Source organism: Algibacter sp. YIN40 (assembly GCF_057219435.1).
Window position 1 is genome coordinate 418,315 of record NZ_JBXVVC010000002.1, and the last position, 21,759, is coordinate 440,073.

Here is a 21,759-nt window from a genome sequence, read left to right on the forward strand (position 1 = left end):
AAACACTTGTCAATATTTTAAAAAACAAAATATGAAGAATTTTATAATAGTTACTATTCTCTTAATTTCAATTTTAGGATGTAATTCAAAAAAAGAAAATAAAAAAACCCAAAAAACAGAACCAATCGAAATGGCTAAAACACCAGTGCTCAATATAGAACAAGCCAACAAGCTAGCCAATTTACCATTACACTGTATAAACACAGAATATCCCAATAAATTATCACAAACCTTAGGAGGTAATGAAGATTTAAAATCGCCTAGAACATTACATCCTGCATTTTATGGTTGTTTCGATTGGCACTCCGCGGTTCATGGTCATTGGAGTTTGGTGAGTTTGCTAAAGTCATTTCCAAACATGGATAATGCAGAAGAAATTAAGCAAAAACTTTTAAATAACATTTCAAAAGAAAATATAGAAGTCGAAGTGACCTATTTTTATGGAAAACATAATAAATCTTACGAACGCACTTACGGTTGGGCATGGTTATTAAAACTGGCCGAAGAACTGCATACTTGGGATGATGACACGGCTAGACGATTAGAAAATAATTTACAACCACTCACAGATTTGTTAGTTGGTAAATACATTGAGTTTCTACCTAAACTAAATTATCCGTTACGAGTAGGAACACATACCAATACAGCTTTTGGTTTATCCTTTGCATACGACTATGCAGAAACTGTTAATAATGAAGCTTTAAAAAAAGCTATTGAAGCACGTTCATTGTTTTTCTATGATAGTGATATAGGGTGTCCAATCTCATGGGAACCCAGTGGTAGTGATTTCTTATCGCCATGCTTAGAAGAAGCAGCTTTAATGAAAAGGTTATTGCCAATTGAGGATTATAAAATTTGGCTGAACCATTTTTTGCCACAATTAAAAGACACAAACTATGCTTTAGAAGTTGGTATTGTTTCCGATAGAACTGATGGACATTTAGTTCACCTTGATGGCGTGAATTTTTCAAGAGCATGGAGTTTAAATAAAATAGCGGAAGGTTTACCAGAATACAATCACTTGAAAAACATTGCAAATAAGCATATCAACTATTCATTACCGAGTATTTTTGGCGATAGTTATGAAGGTGGTCATTGGTTAGGTAGTTTTGCTATTTATGCATTGAATTCCATATCGGAATGATTAAAAAATGGTTTAAAAACATAGGCCCAGGTCCCTTAGTTGCCGCAGCCTTTATTGGACCAGGCACGGTTACTGTTTGTACGGTCGCAGGTGTGAATTTTGGTTATTCGCTACTTTGGGCGATGGTCTTGTCTATAATAGCAACAATCGTGCTTCAAGAAATGTCTGCGCGATTGGGTATTATTTCTCAAAAAGGCTTATCAGAGATTATTAGAACAGAAATTAAAAACCCTGTATTAAAAGGGTTTACCATGGTATTGATACTATCGGCTATCGTTATTGGTAATGCCGCTTACGAAGCTGGAAATATTAGCGGTGGTGTCTTGGGTTTACAAACTATTGTTGGAAACCCAAGTATTCAAATGGGTGATTTATCTTTAAATATTTTAAGCCTTATAATTGGTGTTATAGCTTTTATATTATTGTATTTAGGCAATTATAAAGTACTTGAAAAAGTATTGGTGTCATTAGTTGTTTTAATGAGTTCGGCCTTTTTAATTACAGCTATTATGACTAAACCCAATATAGGTAATATTCTAAAAGGTGTTTTTAAACCTCAATTTTCTAGTGAAAGCATATTAACGGTTATTGCGCTTGTTGGAACCACAGTGGTGCCATATAATTTATTCCTTCATGCAGCACTAGTAAAAGAAAAATGGAACAACACTAACGATTTAAAATATGCAAGAAAAGATACCTTGATAGCTATTATTTTGGGTGGATTGGTTTCAATGTGTATTATTATTTCGGCTGCTGCTAATCAGTCCCAAGAAATAAGTAGTGCCGCGGATTTAGCAATAAGCTTAGAACCCTTGTTCGGTAGTTTTGCAAAATATTTTCTAGCAATAGGTTTGTTTGCTGCAGGAATTACTAGTGCCATAACAGCACCTTTGGCAGCGGCTTATGTAGCTTGTGGCTGTTTCGGTTGGAGTTCAAATTTAAAATCTAGTAAATTTAGAATTGTTTGGATATTCATTTTATTGCTTGGGGTACTGTTTTCATCATTAAACATAAAACCTATCGATATTATAAAATTTGCTCAAGTGGCTAATGGTATATTATTACCAGTTATTGCAGGTTTTTTAATTTGGATTATGAACAAATCGTCTATACTTGGAGTTTATAAAAATAATTTAAAACAGAATATCTTCGGGTTTATAATTTTAGGAATTAGTATCTTGCTATCAGTTGCAACACTCAATAAAGTTTTTCAGTTAAATATATTTTAGTGATACCAAGTGCTATTGATATTAATGTTGATGTAGGCGAGGGGATTGGTAACGAATCATTGATTATGCCATTCATTTCATCTTGCAACATTGCGTGTGGTGGTCATGCTGGAGATGCTGAAATTATGCGAACCGTTGTAAAGTTAGCTAAACAGCTTCGTGTTAAGATAGGTGCGCACCCTTCTTTTCCAGACAAAGCTAATTTTGGTAGAGAAAAACTAGACATGTCTTGTGCTGCTTTATTTAAAAGTATTAAAGAACAAATAAATAGTTTAGAACATATACTCCATGAAGAACATGGAAGACTTCACCATATAAAGCCACATGGCGCTTTATATAACCTTGCTTCAGTAAATGAAAAAGTTGCCAACGTAATTGTTGAGGTTATGAAATCTATGGTCTTACCTACAAAACTCTACGTGCCTTATAAATCTGTTATTGAAGAATTAGCCATTCAAAATAATATCCCAATCGTTTATGAAGCCTTTGCCGATAGAAATTATAACTCCGATTTAACCTTAGTCTCAAGAAAAGAATCGAATGCATTAATTCATAATGAAGACGACGTGTTCAATCATGTCTTTAATATGATTTCCAAAAATCAAGTAAAAACCATTACAGGTGAATTTACTAAAATAAAAGCTCAAACATTCTGTGTTCATGGCGATAATAAAAATGTTGTTAATTTAATTAGGAATTTAGAAAGTCGTTTACAAACTCATGATATTTCGATTAGGTAAATATGGGTTACCAACTCACATATAAGCCTTTTGGAGAGCGCTCTATTTTAGTTGAGTGGCCATCGATTATTGATAAAGATATATTATTGGATATTATTGGCTTTAAAGAAAAAATCAAGAAGGGAAATATTGAAGTTATAATTGAAATAAGAATCGCATATAATTCATTATTAGTAGTTTATGAATTAAATGAATTGATGGTAGAAAACAGTATTCAAGAACTTAAAAGTATTTACGTTAATTCTCATGAACAGATTGAGCCTATTTTCAGACAATGGAATATTCCTGTGTGTTATGATGATCAATTTGCTATAGATTTGGATGAGATGTCTCTTGAAAAAAATATGTCTAAAAGTGATATTATCAAGTTTCACTCAAGTACCATATACACCGTTTATTTTATAGGCTTTCTGCCTGGATTCTTATATTTAGGAGGACTTGATAAAACTTTATATGCACCTCGAAAAGCTACTCCTAGATTAAAAATAGATAAAGGTGCTGTAGCTATTGGTGGCAAACAAACGGGTGTTTATCCTAGTGAAAGTCCAGGTGGTTGGAATATTATTGGAAATTCGCCCATAAACTTTTTTAGTGCGGAAAATAAAAGACCTTGCTTTGCTAAATCGGGTGATCGAATTAAGTTTAATCAAATTACACTAAAAGAATATCAAGATATAAAAACATTGGTTGATGCTGGTGTTTATCAACTAAAGAGTGAGGTGATTTATGATTAAGGTTCAAAAAACAGGTTTTTACTCTACTATTCAAGACTTTGGTCGACATGGTTATCAAGAATATGGTGTCCCTTATTCTGGAGTTATGGATGAATATTCGGCAGCAGTAGCAAATGTTTTATTGGGTAACGAAGAACGTTCAGCTGTTATGGAAATAACCATGATGGGACCAGTGCTTGAATTTCAATGCAATGCGACTATTTGTATTTCTGGTGCAGATATATCGCCTAAGTTAAATCACAATTCTATAAAATTAAATAAAGCCATAACCTTAAAAAGTGGTGATCTATTATCTTTCGGAAAACTAAATTATGGTTTTAGAGCTTATTTGGCCGTTTTAGGTGGGTTTAAAACAGAAAAGGTGATGCGTAGCAGAAGTATGTATCAAGGCATAACAAAACAGTATGTAATAGCAAAAAATGATGCACTCTTAATTGATGCTTCAGAAAATGATTTTGATGAACAACTTGCGACTGTCAAAATTGATAAAACCCATTTTGACTCTCTGATCATTGACGTTTTGAAAGGTCCAGAATTTGAAATGCTTTCTAAAACTCAGAAGGACGCCTTATTTTCAAAACCCTTTATTGTTTCAAAAAATAATAATAGAATGGCGTATCAACTAACAGAAACGCTTTCTAATAATTTAGATTCTATCATTACATCTTCCGTTTTACCAGGAACAGTTCAGTTAACGCCTTCTGGAAAACTTATTGTATTGATGCGCGATTGCCAGACAACAGGTGGCTATCCAAGAATTTTGCAGTTAAAAGAATCTTCTATAAATGTATTGGCTCAAAAATTCGCGGATAGTGAGATTAGTTTTAATTTCTCTAAATAAACCTTAAGATAGTTTTATGACGATTTTGAAAAGAAGTTTATAGCTTTACAGCCGTATACCGATAAACACGAATCATGAAAAGATTTTTGACTTTATTATTTTTAACTCTATCGTTCTTTAGTTGTAACAAGGAAATAACATTAAATGCGAATCAAATTATTGATAAATCTATAGAGGTTTCTGGTGGCAAACGTTTTCAAAATTCTATAATAAGCTTTGATTTTAGAGGAAGACATTATATAGCAGAAAGGCATAACGGTTCTTTTAAACTAATTCGAGAGTTTTCAGATTCCTTAGGAGTATACAAAGATGTGCTATCAAATAAAGGTTTTAAGCGTTTTCTTAATAATGAACAAATAATAGTAGTAGATACTATGGCTGCAAAATATGCGCGATCTGTGAATTCTGTCCACTATTTTTCGGTTTTACCTTTTGGTTTAAACGATGCGGCAGTGAATAAAACCAGTCTAGAAGCAGTCAATATAAACGGTTCACTATATCATAAAGTGAAAGTAGCGTTTAATCAAAAAGGAGGCGGGGACGATTTTGAAGATATATTTGTCTATTGGATTAATGCTAATACTTTTAAAGTAGATTATTTGGCATATTCGTATTTAGAAGATGATGGTGAATTGGGTTTGCGTTTTCGTGAAGCTTTTAATGAACGTTATGTAAATGGTATTCGATTTGCAGATTATAATAATTATAAACCAATAGATACCTCAATAATTTTGGAAGATTTAGATAGAGTATTTCAAGCAAAAGAACTTGTCTTATTATCTAAAATTGAATTGATAAATATAGATGTTAAATAAACACTTAGTTTATTTATAAATTCATCAATGAATTTTGCAGCTTAGGACATAATATTTCACACTATTCTTTTATGAAGAATCAACATGCCTCTTAATTGTTCGTGAATACGAATGAAATCTAGTTCAAATCTGGCAATTTCTTTAAACCCTTGATTCTTATAAAAATTTAAAGCCTGTTGTTGTGTATCCATAGCTTCAAGATAGAGATGATAATGGCTGTCTTTTACCGCTTGTTTTTCCACCCAATTTAATAATTGTTGTCCTATACCTTTGCCCTGAGCTTTTTTACTTAAATATATGCGATGTAGATAGGTTGTTGGTTGATTGGTAAAATCTTTTAAATTTTGATTCAAAATATACCTTAGGATACCAATTTTTTCTGAATTGTAAACAACAAAAAAGTAGCGAGCATCTTTATTTTTAAGCTCCTGTTTTAAATTTGAAAGCCCATAGCATTTATTTAAATACCAACTACAATCTTCATTTATCCATAAATGCTTATAGGAGGGACGATATATTCGTTCCATGAGTTCGAATAATTCCGAATGATTATCAAGCGTTATTTCTTCTAGCTTTAAGATGTCAGAAATGAAAATCATAGGATTAAGCTAGTTCCAGTGCAACTTCAATCATGTCTTTAAAAGTTGTTTCTCGCTCGGTGCTTGTGGTTCTTTCACCAGTAACTAATGAGTCTGAAATGGTTAAAATAGACAACGCGTTTACATTGTGCTTTGCTGCTACAGTATATAGACCAGCGGTTTCCATTTCAACACAAAGTACTCCAAACTTTGACCATTTTTTATAGGATTCAAAATCGTCTGCATAAAATTCATCAGAGGTAAATACATTACCAGCTTTTAGTGGAATGTCTTTTGATTTAGCAGCATCTACAGCTTTCTGAAATAACTCGAAATTGGCAGTAGGAGCGTAGTCAGCCCCACCGAAACGCAGTTCATTAACTCCTGAATTTGAAGATGCTGCCATTGCTAGCACAATATCTCGAATTTTTACATGTTTCTGATAAGACCCTGCACTACCAACACGAATAAGGTTTTTTACACCATACTCGGTAATTAGTTCATGCGCATAGATGGAAATTGACGGCACTCCCATACCAGTTCCCATAGCAGAAATTGTTTTTCCATTATAGGTTCCTGTATAACCCAGCATACCACGAACTTTATTAAAACATTTTGGGTTTTCAAAAAAAGTTTCAGCAATCCATTTAGCTCTTAGCGGATCTCCAGGTAGTAAAATAGTTTCTGCGATTTCGCCTTTTTTCGCTTCTATATGAACACTCATATCTTAATAATTTGAATTTGATGGTTTCCCAGTTACTATAGCAATTCCTGATGATGTTCCTAATCTATCCACTCCAATATTGATATATTCTAGAGCAGTTTCTAAATCCTTGATACCACCAGATGCCTTAAGTTTGACACAATCTTTTGCAACACTTTTCATTAATTTAACATCGTTTATTGTTGCTCCGCCTGTTCCAAAACCTGTTGAAGTTTTTATAAAATCGGCACCACTTTGAATGGCTAATTCACTTGCCTTTATAATTTCAAGTTCTTCAAGATAACAGGTTTCTAGAATCACTTTTAAAACGTTATTTGGCATTATCGCTTTAACCGCTTCTATATCTTCCCAAACAGCATCAAAATCTTTACTTTTTAGAAGCCCAATATTTAAAACCATATCAATTTCATCGGCGCCATCCTTTAAAGCGTGTTCTGCTTCTTTAACCTTAGCTGAAGTAGACATGGCACCTAAAGGAAAACCGACTACACTACAAATTTTCACTGAACTATTTTTTAACTGTTCTTTAGCTAATGCTATAAAACAGCTATTTACGCAAACTGAAAAGAACTGAAATTCCTTAGCTTCATCACAAAGTTTTATAATGGCATCTTTAGTTGCAGTGGCCTTTAAAAGCGTGTGATCTATATATTGATTAATAGGTTTCATATACTTGCTAAAGTTAAGTTTATTTTTCGAAATATTGCTTTAAAAAGAGTCTTCAATCTGCATTAAATTAAAATGCCTAGAATAGCTATTTAGCTTTTCTAGGCATTTCTTCTTTTTAACTTATATTTATATCAAACAGTTATAGATTCTGTTTTTAGTTCTACTGAAGTATCAATTCTATGAACTCCTGCTTCTATATATTTTAAGGCTGTTTCAATATCATTTATTCCTCCTGAAGCCACTATTTTTATATCATCTTTCACCGTTTTTTTAATAATCTTAACAGCAGTGAGCGTTGCACCACTTTTTGTAAACCCACTAGATGTTTTAATATAATCTGCTTTTGTGTCTAGGCAAATTTCACAAGCTTTTATAATCTCATTTTTACTGATTTCAGAAATCTCTAAAATCACTTTTAAAGGGACTTTTCCAATGGCTAATTTTACATCGCTAATATCTTTTAAAACCGACACATAATTTTGGCTTTTAAGGAAACCCAGATTAATCACCATATCGATTTCATTAGCACCATCTTCAATCGCTTTTTTTGCTTCATATACTTTTGCCTGAGTAGTCATTGCTCCAAGAGGAAAACCTACGACAGTACATACTTTAATACTGGTATTTAAAAGTAGTTGTTTGGCAAGAGCCACATAAGAGCTATTTATGCAGACAGCATAATAATTATTTTTCTTTGCTTCATAGCAAAGGTCAATAATTTCACGTTCGGTAGCTGTAGATTTTAAGAGAGTGTAATCAATGTACTTGGATATGTTCATTTTTATAAGTAGGTTTTATTTTCTATTAACTTGTTGAACTAAGAAAATAGAGTGCTATTAATTAATAAAATTTATGTAGAGTTTGGGGCTTTACATGTTACCAAGTTATAACTTTATCTTGTTAAAATGTTTAAAACGAATGGTTTTTCGATGAACTGCAAACTCATTTTATTTAACTTGTTTGTTATCAAATTATTGCACTTTAACTAAGTTTTGTGTTTTTTTAACGATAATTTTGGTTTTTCGTCTATTTTGAAAGAATTATCATCTCTAAATAATTTAATGAGAAAAGCAACGCGCATCTAAAAAGAGATTTACGTTGCTTTTCAACTAACCAACCAACTTAAAGACTATTTGAATGAAGAATTGTTACAAATAGCCCCAATATTTTTAAAATTCTTCTGTTACTAGATCACCTTGATTTCTAAAAACCAAATTATCATCAAAAGCATCGAGTAGTATAATACTGTCCGTAGTTATTTTTCCAGATAATATTTCTTTGCTTAAAGCATTTAGTACTTCTTTCTGAATTACTCGCTTTACTGGTCTTGCTCCATATTCTGGATTGAATCCTTTTTTTGCTAAATAGCTTATCGCTTCTTCAGTTGCATCAAACGTAATGCCTTGCTGGGCTATCATTTTTGTAACTGTTTTTAATTGAAGTTGAACAATGTCTACAATATCCTTTTTGCTTAGCGGTGTGAACATGATTGTGTCGTCTATGCGATTTAAAAACTCTGGTCTTACACTTTGTTTTAATAAACCAAGCACATCAACTTTAGCAGATTCAATAGCAGAATCTAAGTCTTTTGTTGCTTCAAATCGTTGTTGTATTAAATGACTTCCAATATTTGAAGTCATAATTATAATAGTGTTTTTAAAATCTGCTACACGTCCTTTATTATCTGTTAAATGTCCCTCGTCCAATACTTGTAATAGAATATTAAAGGTATCTGGATGTGCTTTCTCAATTTCATCTAAAAGCACCACAGAATAAGGCTTGCGTCTTACAGCTTCAGTTAGTTGACCGCCCTCATCATAACCTACATATCCTGGAGGTGCACCAATCAATCTACTTACAGCATGACGTTCTTGATATTCACTCATATCTATTCGAGTCAAAGCGCTTTCGTCATCAAATAGATATTCGGCTAATGCCTTGGCTAATTCTGTTTTCCCAACACCCGTAGTTCCTAGAAATAAGAAGGTGCCTATTGGTTTTTGTGGATTTTGTAAACCAGCACGACTGCGTCTTACAGCATCACTTACAGCGACAATAGCTTCTTCTTGACCCACAACTCTTTTATGAAGTTCATTCTCTAATTTCAGAAGCTTTTCACGTTCACTTTGAATCATTTTTGTAACAGGAATACCTGTCCATTTAGCGACTACTTCGGCAATATCATCATAAGTCACTTCTTCTTTTATCAAAGAATTTTCAGATTGGGCTTGTAATTGTTTTTGAAAGGTTTCAAGTTCTTCTTGAGCCTCTTTTATTTTTCCATAGCGAAGTTCGGCTACTTTTCCATAATCGCCTTCGCGTTCAGCCCTTTCGGCTTCCAGCTTATAATTTTCGATATTTTGCTTGGTGTTTTGAATATTATCAACAACTTCTTTTTCACTTTTCCACTTCGCATTTATCTCATTGCGTTGCTCTTTTATATTAGCTAGATCAGTGCGAAGAGATTTAAGTTTTGTTTCATCTTTTTCACGTTTAATAGCTTCAATTTCAATTTCTAACTGCATAATCTTTCTATCCAAAACATCTAATTCCTCAGGCTTTGAGTTAATCTCCATGCGTAGTTTAGAAGCAGCTTCATCCATTAAGTCGATAGCTTTATCTGGTAGAAAGCGATTTGTAATATATCTTGTTGATAGCTCTACAGCACCAATAATAGCTTCATCTTTAATGCGTACCTTATGATGCGTTTCATACTTTTCTTTAATCCCTCTAAGGATTGAAATGGCACTTTCGGTATCTGGCTCATTAACCATTACTTTTTGAAAACGACGCTCTAAAGCTTTATCTTTTTCAAAGTATTTTTGATATTCATCTAAAGTGGTTGCTCCAATAGCTCGCAGTTCTCCGCGTGCAAGAGCAGGTTTTAAAATATTTGCTGCGTCCATAGCACCTTGCCCGCCTCCAGCACCTACTAAGGTGTGGATTTCATCTATAAATAAGACAATATCGCCGTCACTAGTAGTTACTTCTTTTATAACAGCTTTTAAGCGTTCTTCAAACTCTCCTTTGTATTTTGCACCTGCTATTAACGCGCCCATGTCTAATGCAAATATTTGCTTGTCTTTGAGATTTTCTGGAATATCTCCATCTATAATTCTATGTGCTAAACCTTCAGCAATGGCTGTTTTACCAGTTCCTGGTTCACCTACAAGAATCGGGTTGTTTTTTGTTCTTCGTGTTAAAATTTGAAGAATCCTACGTATTTCTTCATCTCGCCCAATAACTGGATCTAGTTTGCCATCTTTGGCCAACTGATTTAAGTTTTTAGCATATTTGCTTAGCGAGTTGTAAGTCTCCTCTTGACTTTGTGAGGTTACATTTTCTCCTTTTCTAAGTTCATCTATGGCTGTTTTTAAACCTTTTTCTGTGACACCTTGATCTTTTAGCATTTGTGCTATTTTACTTTTTGATTTTAAGACAGCTAAAATTAAATGCTCAATAGATACAAAGTCGTCCTTCATTTTTTTAGCAATGATAGCGGCTTCATTAAGACTTTTGCCAGCCTCATGTGACATCATAAGTTGACCACCACTTACTTTTGAAAAACTTTCTAGTTGTTTAGCTAGAGCTTGTTCTAATATAGATACGTTTACATTCAGTTTTTTAAGAAGGAATGGTAATACGTTTTCATCAACCTCGAAAACACCCTTAAAAAGATGTTCATTTTCTATTTGTTGATGACCAAAACCTTGTGCAATTTGTTGCGCCTGTTGTATGGCTTCTTGTGATTTTATGGTATAATTATTTAAGTTCATATTATATTAATTTTTCTTTCTGAATTGTAAAAGTCAAATACCTTACCAAGGCATTAAACAAGACAAAATGTCTTTAAAATCATGGTGTTTCGTGACTTTTTGTCGGGCATTAATTAAATTTGTAAAATGTTATATCCTGTTTGGCTTTTGTATAGGCGTTATTTTTTTACAATCAATCTAAATGCTTTATTTTTATAGTTATTCAAAATTATAAATTATGCGGGTTTTTATTTTTATACTTTTTCTAACTTTTCAATCTTCTCTAGTATTAAATGCACAATCACAACAAGATTTAGCCACTAATTCTTCTACCTTATTTAATACATTAATTTGGTCTGACGAATTTGAGGTTACTGGGGCAATAGATACCACAAAATGGTTTCATCAAACAAAGTTAATTTTTGGTAATGCTTGGGCAAATAATGAAGAACAGCATTACACAAATAGAGAGTTGAATTCATATGTAGATAATGGAACTTTAAAAATAAAAGCCACTCGCGAGAATTATACAGATCAGGGATATGAAAAAGAATATACTTCTGCTAGATTAAATTCAAAATTTACTTTTAAATACGGTAGAGTTGAAATACGAGCAAAACTGCCTTCTGTGGCTGGTACATGGCCAGCTATTTGGTTATTAGGTAAAAATATTAGGGAAAATGGGGGATATTGGAACAATGTGGGATTTGGTAATACTGTTTGGCCTAAATGTGGTGAAATTGATATAATGGAGCCTAATAAACTGAAAACTGAAACTTTAGCAACATGGCATTGGCATAATGGTGTGGATTATCAAATGAATTCAAAAGGAGTGCCATTAGCAAATTTGGATGCTTCTCAAAATTTTCATAATTATATATTAGTATGGGACGCGAAATCGATGAGAATTTATGTTGATGACACTTTGGTTAACGAAATGCCGACAGTAGATCCTTATAATAAAGAGTTTTATATTTTGTTAAATCTTGCCATGGGTGGTAATTTAGCTGCTGATGTTGATTCTGATTTCACTAGTGATGTTATGGAAATCGACTATGTTAGAGTTTACCAATAATACGCTTTTATGCGAATTCCATTAAATTCTGGACAATTTTGATAAGTATCTACCTTCTTAGAATAAAGTCTTCACGCAATAAAATTACCTTTGTAAGCTTTTGTATAAAATTCGACTTTTAGCCTATGGGATTATTAAATAAAATATTTAGGGGTTCTACTGAACCAAAAGAAGAAAAAGTATTGCCTTGGATTCCTTTAAATGATTTAGGGCAATTAAGTCATATTGAGAAAAAATCTGAAATTAAAACTCAAGTTATTTTTAAACATTCTACACGTTGTGGTATTAGTAGTATGGTGATAAAACAATTTACTGATGCTTATCAATTTAACGAGAAGGAATTAGATTTATATTATTTAGACTTATTGAGCAATAGAGATGTTTCTAATGAAGTTGGTTATAAGTTTCAAGTACTTCACCAATCGCCACAAATTTTAGTTATTAAAAATGGGGTAGTGGTTGCTCATGAGTCTCATGGTGCTATTAATGATATTGAACTTCAAAAGTTCATATAATTTTTTAGTTGATATTAAATTTTTTTAAGTATTGAGTAAAAAGGGTATATTTAGATCATTATCTAAATATACCCTTTTTGTATGCGCTTTAAACTATTTATATTACTCAGCTTAATTTCCTTTTCAACAACAAAATGTGCTAAATCTAAAAACAAATCAAATGTAAAGTACGATACATTAGTTTGGTCAGATGAATTCGATAAAGATGGTCCTATAAATTCAAAAAAATGGTTTCATCAAACACAATTACCAGCTGGAGGCGATTGGTATGGTGGTTTAATAAATCATTATACAGATAGATTAGATAATTCTTATGTAAAAGATGGCTTTTTAAATATAGTTGCTAAGAAAGAAATACTTAATGATCAAGGAGAAATTAAGGAATATACATCTGCCAGATTAAATTCAAAATTTGCATTTACTTATGGCAAGGTTGAAGTTAGAGCAAAAATGCCAACAGGGGTTGGTACTTGGCCCGCCATATGGATGCTTAATAAAAACATTGATGAACCAGGTGCTTATTGGCAAAGACAAGGTTTTGGCACAACCTATTGGCCTGTATGTGGAGAAGTTGACATATTAGAACATTGGGGGAAAAAGCAAAATCATATTCAAAGTGCTGTTCATACTGGGTCTAGTGCAGGAGATGATGTTGTGAATCTTGGGAGTCAAGTTTTAGAAAATGTTTCAAATCAATTTCATACGTATACTTTAGAGTGGTCTAAAGAAAAAATGATATTTAGCATTGATGGTGTTGCACATTATACTTATAATCCTAAGATAAAAGATTCAGATACTTGGCCATTTAATTCAGATCAGTATATATTACTCAATATAGCTATTGAACCAGATATTGAGCCTTCTTTTGTTGAAAGTGCTATGGTGGTTGATTATATAAGAGTTTACCAATAGCTTTAATGAAAGAGAAAGTCCATTTATATAAGCACGCTTGGTTGGTTGGTTTTGCATTGTTATTACTTTTTTGTTGCGAAAAAGATTCATTAAAAAATGCTGAAGTAAAAGAAATTAGCCAAAAAAGAGATTTAGAGGAAATAAAAGCTTCTGGTACTCTGAGGGCTTTAACGGTATATAGCGGGACGACTTACTATCTGTATAAAGGGAGGCCAATGGGGTACGAATTTGAATTACTTGAACGATTAGCCAAGTATTTAGATGTGACCTTAGAAATGGTTGTTGTAAATAATGTAAATGAACTTTTTGAGAAATTAAATAATGGTGACGGGGATATTGTTGCCCATGGGTTAACAATCACTTCAGATAGAAAAGAAGATGTTTCATTTACGGATCATTTGTACTTAACCAAGCAAGTTTTAGTACAAAAAAAACCTGACAATTGGAGAAGCATGTCTTGGGGAAAGTTAAAGAAGACTTTAGTACACGACCCAATAGGTTTATTAGGAGACACTATTTCTGTTAGAGATATGACATCTTACAAAGAGAGGGTAAATAACTTATCCGAAGAATTGGGAGGAATCATTCATGTAAATACAATATCTGGAGAAATGACTACAGATGAAATTATAGAGAAAGTTGTTGAAGGAGATATTAAATATACCATTGCAGACAATAATATAGCTAGTATTATGGCTACATATTACCCCATTTTGGATGTAAAGGTGCCGGTTAGTTTTTCTCAGCGCATTGCCTGGGCTACAAGACATGATTCCAAAAATTTACTAGAAGCAACCAATAATTGGCTAAAACAAATAAAAAGAAAGATAGATTTCAATGTAATTTATAATAAGTATTTTAAAAACAAGAAATTCTTTAGAAGGCGCATAAGAAGTAACTTTTACAGTTTAAACAAACAGCAAATAAGTCCTTATGACGATTTAATAAAAAAATATTCAAAAGTTATAAATTGGGATTGGAGATTAGTAGCATCGCAAGTTTATCAAGAATCAAAATTTGACCCCAGGGTAAGTTCTTGGGCAAAAGCATCTGGATTAATGCAGTTAATGCCAAAAACAGCAGAAAGTCTTGGAGTCACTAATAGGGCTGACCCAGAACAAAGTATAAAAGGAGGTACTAAATATTTGAATCAAATGTGGAAAAATTTTGAGCAAGTCACAGATTCTATTCAGCGCATAAAATTTGCTTTGGCATCATATAATTGTGGCTTAGGACATGTGCTTGATGCTCAAAATTTAGCAGAAGAAAAAGGTTTAAATAGATATTTATGGGATGATAATGTTGAAAACATAGTTTTAAAATTGAGTAAACCAGATTATTATAATCATTCGGTAGTAAAATATGGCTATGTAAGAGGATTAGAACCGTACAATTACGTTAAACAGATCTTCGAGCGTCACCAACATTATGTTCAATTTATCAAAAAATAGAAAGGATTAAATACTGTTTAATTTAGCCAAACAATTAATGTAATTTAACTATTCAAAATCATCAAATATTTTAGATTTTATGGCTGGCCATTCTTCAGAAAGTATACCATAGCAAGCAGTACTGCGTTTAAACCCGTCAAGCATTAGGGTGTCTTTTCTTAAAATACCTTCTAATGTAGCACCTAATTTTTCAATGGCTTTCCTTGAAGGTGTGTTTCGCTCGTCGGCTCGAAAAGCTACCTTATCGAAATGTAATTCTTCAAAAGCGTAACGAAGCATTAAAAATTTCATTTGTTTGTTAAGCCCTGTTCCATGAAACTCTTTACCTATCCAAGTGGAACCAATTTCTAATACTTTGTTTTTCCAACTAATGTTCATAAAATGTGTGTTTCCAGCATACAGATTTTGTCTTTTATCATAAACTATAAAAGGAATAGTTGTTTTTCTATAAAGCCCATCAACTGCTTTTTGGACATAATCCCTTAAATCTTTTTCTGTGTCAATTTTCGTTGGAGAATATTGTACTAGATTTTCTTGTTTTGCAATTTCGATAAGGTTTGTGTAATTGTTTAGTCCTAAAGGAGATAATCTAACAATTTGGTTTTCTAAAGTTGGTGCGAGCATATAATAAAAGATAAATTGAAATAACAAAGATAAATTACTTGTGCTAATTGTTTTACCTGTTATTATGCATTTTGTATTTTTACGGCATACAGTAAATCCGTTTTTAATGCAGTTATCTAAAGAAGAGATTTTAACACGTGCTAATGCTATTACCAAGAATACTTTAATGGAAACTTTGGAAATAGAAATAATAGAGTTTGGTGATGATTTTGTTGTTGGTAAAATGCCAGTTAATAAACGTGTACACCAACCAGATGGTGTATTACATGGTGGTGCTACGGTTGCATTAGCTGAAACTACGGGTAGTTTCGCTGCTGAACTTTTATTAGATACTAAAAATTTTTTTGTACGCGGAATCGAAATTAGTGCAAACCATGTTAAAAGTGTTAAAGATGGATATGTTTACGCTACCGCAAAGTTTGTGCATAAAGGTAGAACCACTCAAATATTAGAAATTAAGATTACTGATGATGATGACAGCCTTATTTCAATTTGCAAGCTAACCACTATTTCACTTCCTAGAAAGAAATAATGACAGACGCCCAGTTTTTTGGTCGTCTTCAGGACCAATACAAGAACAACTTACCTTTTGTTGCTTATAAAAAGCCTAATAGAGATAAAGTATGTGGACTACTGCAAGGCAATGACATATTATACAAAACAACATATTTTGATGAAAGTGGTTTCGTTTTTTCACCATATGATGATAGAGAAGGCACCATTTTAATGCCATTAGATAAATCTGAAAGTATTAATATCTCTTTTGTGATGTCGGGCAAAGTTCAGACATCGCGATTGAAACAAGATTTCGTTGAATCACAAAAACTCAATCACATCAACCTAGTTAAAAAAGGTATTGATGCCATTAAGAAAAATACTTTTCAAAAAGTTGTACTTTCTAGAATGGAATCTGTAAATCTGGAAAAAAGTGATCCAATCGAAATTTTAAAAAATCTTTTAAATATTTATAAAGCTGCATTTGTGTATTGCTGGTATCATCCAAAAGTAGGGTTATGGCTAGGAGCAACCCCTGAAACTTTGGTAAAAATTGAGGGTAAACAATTTTCTATTATGGCATTGGCAGGAACTCAGGATTATAAAGGTTCACTAGATGTAAATTGGCAATTAAAAGAAAAACAAGAACAGCAATTTGTAACCGATTTTATAATTGATAATCTTAAACCATTTGCCGAAGACTTAAAGGTTTCTGAAACCGAAACAGTAAGAGCCGGAAATTTACTGCATTTAAAAACCATGGTAACAGCGCGTTTAAAAACTGATAGTAAGTTAAGCAAAGTAATTACGTCTTTGCATCCTACACCTGCAGTTTGTGGGTTACCAAAACAAAAAGCAAAGGAATTTATTTTAAAACATGAAAACTATTGTCGTGAGTTTTATACAGGTTTTTTAGGTGAGCTAAATTTGAATACAAATTTAGCTCCAAGATTAAGTAAGCGTAATATAGAAAATAGAGCATATGCAATTACTCGAAAAAGCACACAACTATATGTGAATTTACGATGCATGCAATTAAAAGATCAAAAAGCATTAATATATGTTGGCGGAGGCATCACAGAAACCTCAAACCCAGAAAAGGAATGGGAAGAAACAGTGTCTAAATCTTTGGTAATTAAAAGCGTGTTGTAATACAAAAGTTAGTTACCGATTTCTTATTTTTACCTATTCATTTAAGGATACATGATACACCCAAATATTCCACTTGCACAAACGGTTGTGCAGCTTTGCAAAGCAAAAAATATAAAACATATTGTTATTTCTCCAGGGAGTAGAAATGCACCATTGACAATTGGTTTTACTAACGATATTTTTTTTACTTGTTACAGCATTGTAGATGAGCGCTGTGCTGCTTTTTTTGCTCTAGGAATAGCGCAGCAATTAAAAGAACCAACAGCTGTTGTTTGTACTTCAGGAAGCGCTTTGTTGAATTATTATCCTGCCGTAGCCGAAGCATTCTATAGTAATATTCCTTTGGTTGTTCTTTCTGCCGACAGACCAAAACATTTAATTGGTATTGGTGATGGTCAAACAATTAATCAGAAGCATATATTCGAAAATCATATTTTATATTCAGCTAATTTGAAGCTCGATTTAAAAGATGAAAAGAACGTGCCTGCTACAGAGGAGTTGCCAATCATGAAAAATTTGGAAAATAAGCTAGAGCGAATGCTTGGTTTGCAAAAGGATATTCAAAGTTTTAATGAAGAAGAAATAAACGCAGCTATTAATTATAGTATGTACACCAAAGGACCAGTACATATTAATATTCCCTTGGATGAGCCTTTGTATGAAACTACTGAAAATTTACACGTATCTCCAAAATCAATTGATATTCAAACTAAAGTAAAACCTTTGGATGATTACACATTAAAAGAATGTTTAGAATCATGGACATCTGCAAATAAAAAAATGATACTAATCGGTTCGAATACACCAAACACTATAGAGCAAAGGTGGTTAGATGAATTAGATGAAGACGATAGTGTTATTGTATTTACAGAAACGACTTCTAATATAAATCATCCTAATTTTCTGCCAAGCATAGATCAAATTATTGCACCGTTATCCGAAGATGAAGAAAAGCAGTTACGGCCTGATATATTATTAACTTTTGGTGGCTTGATAATTTCAAAAAAGATAAAAGCATTATTGCGAAAACAGCAACCTAAAGCACATTGGCATATAGATGAAAAAATGGCCAACAACACATTTTTTTGTTTAACCAATCATATAAAATTAAATCCGAATGCCTTTTTCGAAATGTTCTTACCTAAAATTACACATTTCGCGAAAAGCGATTACAAAGATGATTGGACAACAGTAAAGGAAAATCGATTAAAAAAGCATGCACAATACTTAAGGGAGATTCCATTTAGTGATTTTAGCGTATTTGACCTTTTAATAAAATCATTACCAGTCAACAGTATCCTACAAGCAGGAAATAGTTCAGCAATTCGTTATTTGCAATTATATAAGTTAAACAAAACCATTCAAGTTTTTTGTAATAGAGGCACCAGTGGTATCGATGGTAGTATGTCGACAGCAATAGGATGCGCAGTAGTAAATAAAAAGCAAACAATATTCATTACAGGAGACTTAAGCTTCTTTTACGATAGTAATGCGTTATGGAATAATCATATTCCAGCTAATTTCAGAATTATTCTAATAAACAATGGAGGTGGTGGCATTTTTAGAATTTTACCTGGACATAAAAACACTAAAAATTTCGATCGGTTTTTTGAAACAAAACATGAGTTGACGGCTAAACATCTCTGTGAAATGTACGGACTTGATTATTTTAAGGCGTCAAATGAAGAGGAATTAAGTTTAGAATTGAAATCGTTATACAAGAAATCTAAACGTGCAAAATTGTTAGAAATATTTACTCCAAGAACTATTAATGACACAGTACTTTTAGACTACTTTAATTATATAGTATAAAATGAAATGTGACCTAGATCAGTTTTATGTGTCTAAAAAACAGTTATCTTTAAAATATAATATTAACCCTTAAAAAAATTATCTTATCATGAGTAAAAGAGATGAACTTATTGTAAAGTATGCTGCCGATTTAAAAGACAAATGTGGTGTAAATGCAGACATGGATTTATTAACTAAAGTAACAATTGGTTGCGGTCCATCAATCTATAATGCTGATTCTTCAACAGTTTCTGGTTCAGACGAATCTGAATTAGCAACAGTTAAAAATAACTTTCTAATTAAAAAATTAGGATTAAGCGATGGTGCTAATCTAGATGCAGGAATTGCTGCAGTAATGGAGCAATATGGTAAATCTAATAGAAATAAATATAGAGCGGTTGTTTATTATTTACTAACAAAGCATTTTGGTAAAGAATCTGTTTATTAGTATTTGGTTTGAATGTTTTTTAGAGCGTCGCAATTGCGACGCTTTTTCTTTGCATTAAATTTAAATACGAAACACTATAATATATTACCTTTGTCGCATGATAAAATTAGGGCAATATAATACCTTGGAAATTCTGCGAGAAGCAGAACAAGGGGTTTATTTGATAGATGAAGAAGATAATGAAGTGTTATTACCAAATAGGTATGTTCCAGAATCATTCAAGATATGGGATAAAATTGAAGTATTTGTGTATTTGGATAACGAAGAACGTCCTGTTGCAACAACCGATAAACCCTATATAGAGTTAAATGATTTTGCCTTGTTACGATGTAATCAAGTAACAGATTATGGTGCTTTTTTAGATTGGGGACTGGTAAAAGAATTGTTTTGTCCATTTAAAGAGCAAGCCTTTAAAATGAAGGCAGGTGGTTGGTATTTGGTGCATTGTTATCTTGATGAAAAAACCGATAGGCTAGTGGCATCTAGTAAAACAAATAGGTTTTTAGATAATAATGAGCTTAGCATTGAACAATTCGATGAAGTCGATTTAATTGTTTCGCATCCTTCAGATATCGGGATGAATGTTATTGTCAATAAAAAACACAAAGGGCTTATTTACAAGAATAATATTTTCACTGACTTAAGTGTTGGCGATAAATTAAAAGGTATTGTTAATAAAATACGCTCAGGAAATAAACTAGATATTTCACTTGGTCAAATTGGTTATAGGAATATTGAGCCAAATGCCGACCGCATTATGGAAGAGCTAAATGACAATAGTGGGTATTTAGAACTAACCGACAAATCTAGTCCAGAAGCTATTAAAGAGATGCTTCAAATGAGTAAGAAGAACTTTAAAAAAGCGCTTGGAACACTATACAAAAAGCGTTTAATAGAAATTAAGCCCGATGGTATTTATTTAATCGAGTAATTCAGAAACTTTACTTTCTAAAGCAGGTCCTCTTAAATTTTTAGCTACAATTTTCCCTTCAGCATCTAATAAAAAAGTAGCTGGAATACCTCTAACACCATACATTTTAGCAATAGGATCTTGCCAATATTGTAAGTTAGAAATATGATGCCAATTCATTTTATCATCCTTTATAGCTTTAATCCACCTGTCTTTTTGCCCATTTCTGTCAAGAGAAACACTAATTATTTCTAAACCTTTATCATGATATTCATTATAAACTTTCACAACATTTGGGTTTTCTCTTCTGCAAGGACCACACCACGAAGCCCAAAAATCAATTAGAGTCACTTTTCCTTTAACGTCATTCAATCCAAGTTCATTCCCTTCTGGTGTTAGAGCCCTAAAATTTGGAGCAACACTGCCTATTTGTGTTGCTTTTTCAAGTTCTTTTATGCGTTTTTGAGTCTCGATAAAATTATTAATTTTTTGCCCATTAGTTGATGTTTTTAATTCTTCAGATAGACTCGCGAAGGCACTTGCAATAGGCTCAAATTCAGCACTTTTAACTTTAATAGCTTCACTCAGTAAAATAACAGAAATATCAGAGTCTATATGTTCTTTTGAGAAAGTTAGAGGTAAGTCGATTAGATCTTTTCGCACTGCATTAATGGTTTCATAAATAGCTTGCTGTTCAGGACTATTATTTATGGTGGCATTTCTATAATCGTCGCTTAGTTTCTTTATTTTATTGTTGAGTTTTTTTTGGGTAGCAGCGTAAGTTTGATAAATATCATTATTTGATGTTCCATAAATTTTTGAAGCATGTATGCTATCTTTTTCAATAACAATAGTGATATCTCCATTTTCAACAATTAACGGTAAAAAACCTTCGGAGCCATTTATAAATATATATTCTAATACTGGTTCTATTTGTACTCCTTTAAAGGAAAATTTTTCATCTAAAACAATGGCTGTATCTTTATTTACCATCTGTCCACGCTCGTTAGGTACTCTTAAATAAGCGCGCATACCATTATAGACTCCAGGAGCCTTGGCTTCAATTACATAACTATCAGTCCTTTTAGGAGCTTGACAGGCTAATACTACTGCTAAAAAAATAAAAATGATAAGTTGTTTCATTGCTGGGGTATTTT

At 32.4% G+C, this 21,759-nt stretch carries 22 protein-coding genes; 15 read left to right on the forward strand and 7 right to left on the reverse strand.

The features are described 5' to 3' along the window. The first annotated feature begins 31 nt into the window (after positions 1-31). From AC2D6V_RS09725 to AC2D6V_RS09750, 6 genes are all read left to right on the forward strand, one after another. Positions 32-1,144 carry a DUF2891 domain-containing protein gene (locus AC2D6V_RS09725; protein WP_484647945.1) on the forward strand — a complete coding sequence of 371 codons (1,113 nt, stop codon included), beginning with the start codon at positions 32-34 and terminating at the stop codon, positions 1,142-1,144. Further along, the gene (locus AC2D6V_RS09730) at positions 1,141-2,373 is read left to right on the forward strand and encodes an Nramp family divalent metal transporter (RefSeq protein ID WP_484647946.1); all 1,233 of its coding nucleotides are present in this window, start codon (positions 1,141-1,143) and stop codon (positions 2,371-2,373) included. The genes AC2D6V_RS09725 and AC2D6V_RS09730 overlap by 4 nt, the downstream gene beginning before the upstream one ends. Next, entirely contained in the window at positions 2,373-3,113 is a 741-nt protein-coding gene (pxpA, locus tag AC2D6V_RS09735; protein ID WP_484647947.1) for a 5-oxoprolinase subunit PxpA, read from the forward strand. The genes AC2D6V_RS09730 and pxpA overlap by 1 nt, the downstream gene beginning before the upstream one ends. A 2-nt stretch (positions 3,114-3,115) precedes the next feature. Then, positions 3,116-3,847: a 5-oxoprolinase subunit PxpB gene (pxpB, locus tag AC2D6V_RS09740; RefSeq protein ID WP_484647948.1), complete on the forward strand. Its 732-nt coding sequence runs from the start codon at positions 3,116-3,118 to the stop codon at positions 3,845-3,847. Beyond that, entirely contained in the window at positions 3,840-4,688 is an 849-nt protein-coding gene (locus AC2D6V_RS09745) for a 5-oxoprolinase subunit C family protein (RefSeq protein WP_484647949.1), read from the forward strand. Before pxpB ends, AC2D6V_RS09745 begins: the two co-directional genes overlap by 8 nt. A 74-nt stretch (positions 4,689-4,762) precedes the next feature. Then, positions 4,763-5,503 (forward strand): DUF6503 family protein, encoded by a 741-nt coding sequence (locus AC2D6V_RS09750; RefSeq protein WP_484647950.1) that lies wholly within the window; start codon positions 4,763-4,765, stop codon positions 5,501-5,503. A 56-nt stretch (positions 5,504-5,559) separates the two neighbouring features. Here the strand turns inward: AC2D6V_RS09750 and AC2D6V_RS09755 are convergent, their stop codons facing one another. The 5 genes from AC2D6V_RS09755 to clpB all read right to left on the reverse strand — a co-directional run bounded on the left by AC2D6V_RS09755 (position 5,560) and on the right by clpB (position 11,250). After that, positions 5,560-6,102 (reverse strand): GNAT family N-acetyltransferase, encoded by a 543-nt coding sequence (locus tag AC2D6V_RS09755; protein WP_484647951.1) that lies wholly within the window; start codon positions 6,100-6,102, stop codon positions 5,560-5,562. A gap of 4 nt (positions 6,103-6,106) precedes the next feature. Next, on the reverse strand, positions 6,107-6,805 hold the full coding sequence (gene deoD, locus AC2D6V_RS09760; protein ID WP_484647952.1) for a purine-nucleoside phosphorylase: 699 nt from the start codon (positions 6,803-6,805) through the stop codon (positions 6,107-6,109). Positions 6,806-6,808: 3 nt separating this feature from the next. Next, positions 6,809-7,474 (reverse strand): deoxyribose-phosphate aldolase, encoded by a 666-nt coding sequence (gene deoC, locus AC2D6V_RS09765; protein ID WP_484647953.1) that lies wholly within the window; start codon positions 7,472-7,474, stop codon positions 6,809-6,811. A 131-nt stretch (positions 7,475-7,605) separates the two neighbouring features. Beyond that, positions 7,606-8,253, reverse strand: a complete 648-nt coding sequence (gene deoC, locus AC2D6V_RS09770) for a deoxyribose-phosphate aldolase (RefSeq protein WP_484647954.1) — start codon at positions 8,251-8,253, stop codon at positions 7,606-7,608. 390 nt (positions 8,254-8,643) lie between these two features. Further along, positions 8,644-11,250, reverse strand: a complete 2,607-nt coding sequence (gene clpB / locus AC2D6V_RS09775; RefSeq protein ID WP_484647956.1) for an ATP-dependent chaperone ClpB — start codon at positions 11,248-11,250, stop codon at positions 8,644-8,646. A gap of 217 nt (positions 11,251-11,467) precedes the next feature. Between clpB and AC2D6V_RS09780 the strand changes: the two genes are divergently transcribed. The 4 genes from AC2D6V_RS09780 (at position 11,468) to AC2D6V_RS09795 (ending at position 15,182) form a co-directional block, all read left to right on the forward strand. Continuing rightward, positions 11,468-12,304 carry a glycoside hydrolase family 16 protein gene (locus AC2D6V_RS09780; protein ID WP_484647957.1) on the forward strand — a complete coding sequence of 279 codons (837 nt, stop codon included), beginning with the start codon at positions 11,468-11,470 and terminating at the stop codon, positions 12,302-12,304. Positions 12,305-12,429: 125 nt separating this feature from the next. Continuing rightward, entirely contained in the window at positions 12,430-12,819 is a 390-nt protein-coding gene (gene ytxJ, locus AC2D6V_RS09785) for a bacillithiol system redox-active protein YtxJ (RefSeq protein ID WP_484647958.1), read from the forward strand. A gap of 81 nt (positions 12,820-12,900) precedes the next feature. Beyond that, entirely contained in the window at positions 12,901-13,731 is an 831-nt protein-coding gene (locus AC2D6V_RS09790; protein WP_484647959.1) for a glycoside hydrolase family 16 protein, read from the forward strand. Positions 13,732-13,736: 5 nt separating this feature from the next. After that, positions 13,737-15,182 carry an MltF family protein gene (locus AC2D6V_RS09795; protein ID WP_484647960.1) on the forward strand — a complete coding sequence of 482 codons (1,446 nt, stop codon included), beginning with the start codon at positions 13,737-13,739 and terminating at the stop codon, positions 15,180-15,182. Between the two features lie 48 nt (positions 15,183-15,230). Here AC2D6V_RS09795 and AC2D6V_RS09800 read toward each other — a convergent pair whose 3' ends face one another. After that, positions 15,231-15,806: a GNAT family N-acetyltransferase gene (locus tag AC2D6V_RS09800; protein ID WP_484647961.1), complete on the reverse strand. Its 576-nt coding sequence runs from the start codon at positions 15,804-15,806 to the stop codon at positions 15,231-15,233. A gap of 106 nt (positions 15,807-15,912) precedes the next feature. Here AC2D6V_RS09800 and AC2D6V_RS09805 point away from each other — a divergent pair, with 106 nt between their 5' ends. From AC2D6V_RS09805 to AC2D6V_RS09825, 5 genes are all read left to right on the forward strand, one after another. Then, positions 15,913-16,338, forward strand: coding sequence for a PaaI family thioesterase (locus AC2D6V_RS09805; protein WP_484647963.1), 426 nt, complete (start codon positions 15,913-15,915; stop codon positions 16,336-16,338). Further along, the gene (locus AC2D6V_RS09810; RefSeq protein ID WP_484647964.1) at positions 16,338-17,453 is read left to right on the forward strand and encodes a chorismate-binding protein; all 1,116 of its coding nucleotides are present in this window, start codon (positions 16,338-16,340) and stop codon (positions 17,451-17,453) included. The genes AC2D6V_RS09805 and AC2D6V_RS09810 overlap by 1 nt, the downstream gene beginning before the upstream one ends. 51 nt (positions 17,454-17,504) lie before the next feature. Next, a complete protein-coding gene (gene menD, locus AC2D6V_RS09815) occupies positions 17,505-19,265 on the forward strand; it encodes a 2-succinyl-5-enolpyruvyl-6-hydroxy-3-cyclohexene-1-carboxylic-acid synthase (protein ID WP_484647965.1) in 1,761 nt (586 codons plus the stop codon). Between the two features lie 88 nt (positions 19,266-19,353). Next, positions 19,354-19,692, forward strand: a complete 339-nt coding sequence (locus tag AC2D6V_RS09820) for a DUF2853 family protein (RefSeq protein WP_484647966.1) — start codon at positions 19,354-19,356, stop codon at positions 19,690-19,692. A gap of 97 nt (positions 19,693-19,789) precedes the next feature. Further along, positions 19,790-20,623, forward strand: a complete 834-nt coding sequence (locus AC2D6V_RS09825; protein ID WP_484647967.1) for a CvfB family protein — start codon at positions 19,790-19,792, stop codon at positions 20,621-20,623. Here AC2D6V_RS09825 and AC2D6V_RS09830 read toward each other — a convergent pair. Further along, entirely contained in the window at positions 20,612-21,745 is a 1,134-nt protein-coding gene (locus AC2D6V_RS09830; RefSeq protein WP_484647968.1) for a redoxin domain-containing protein, read from the reverse strand. The genes AC2D6V_RS09825 and AC2D6V_RS09830 overlap by 12 nt on opposite strands. Positions 21,746-21,759: the final 14 nt, after the last annotated feature.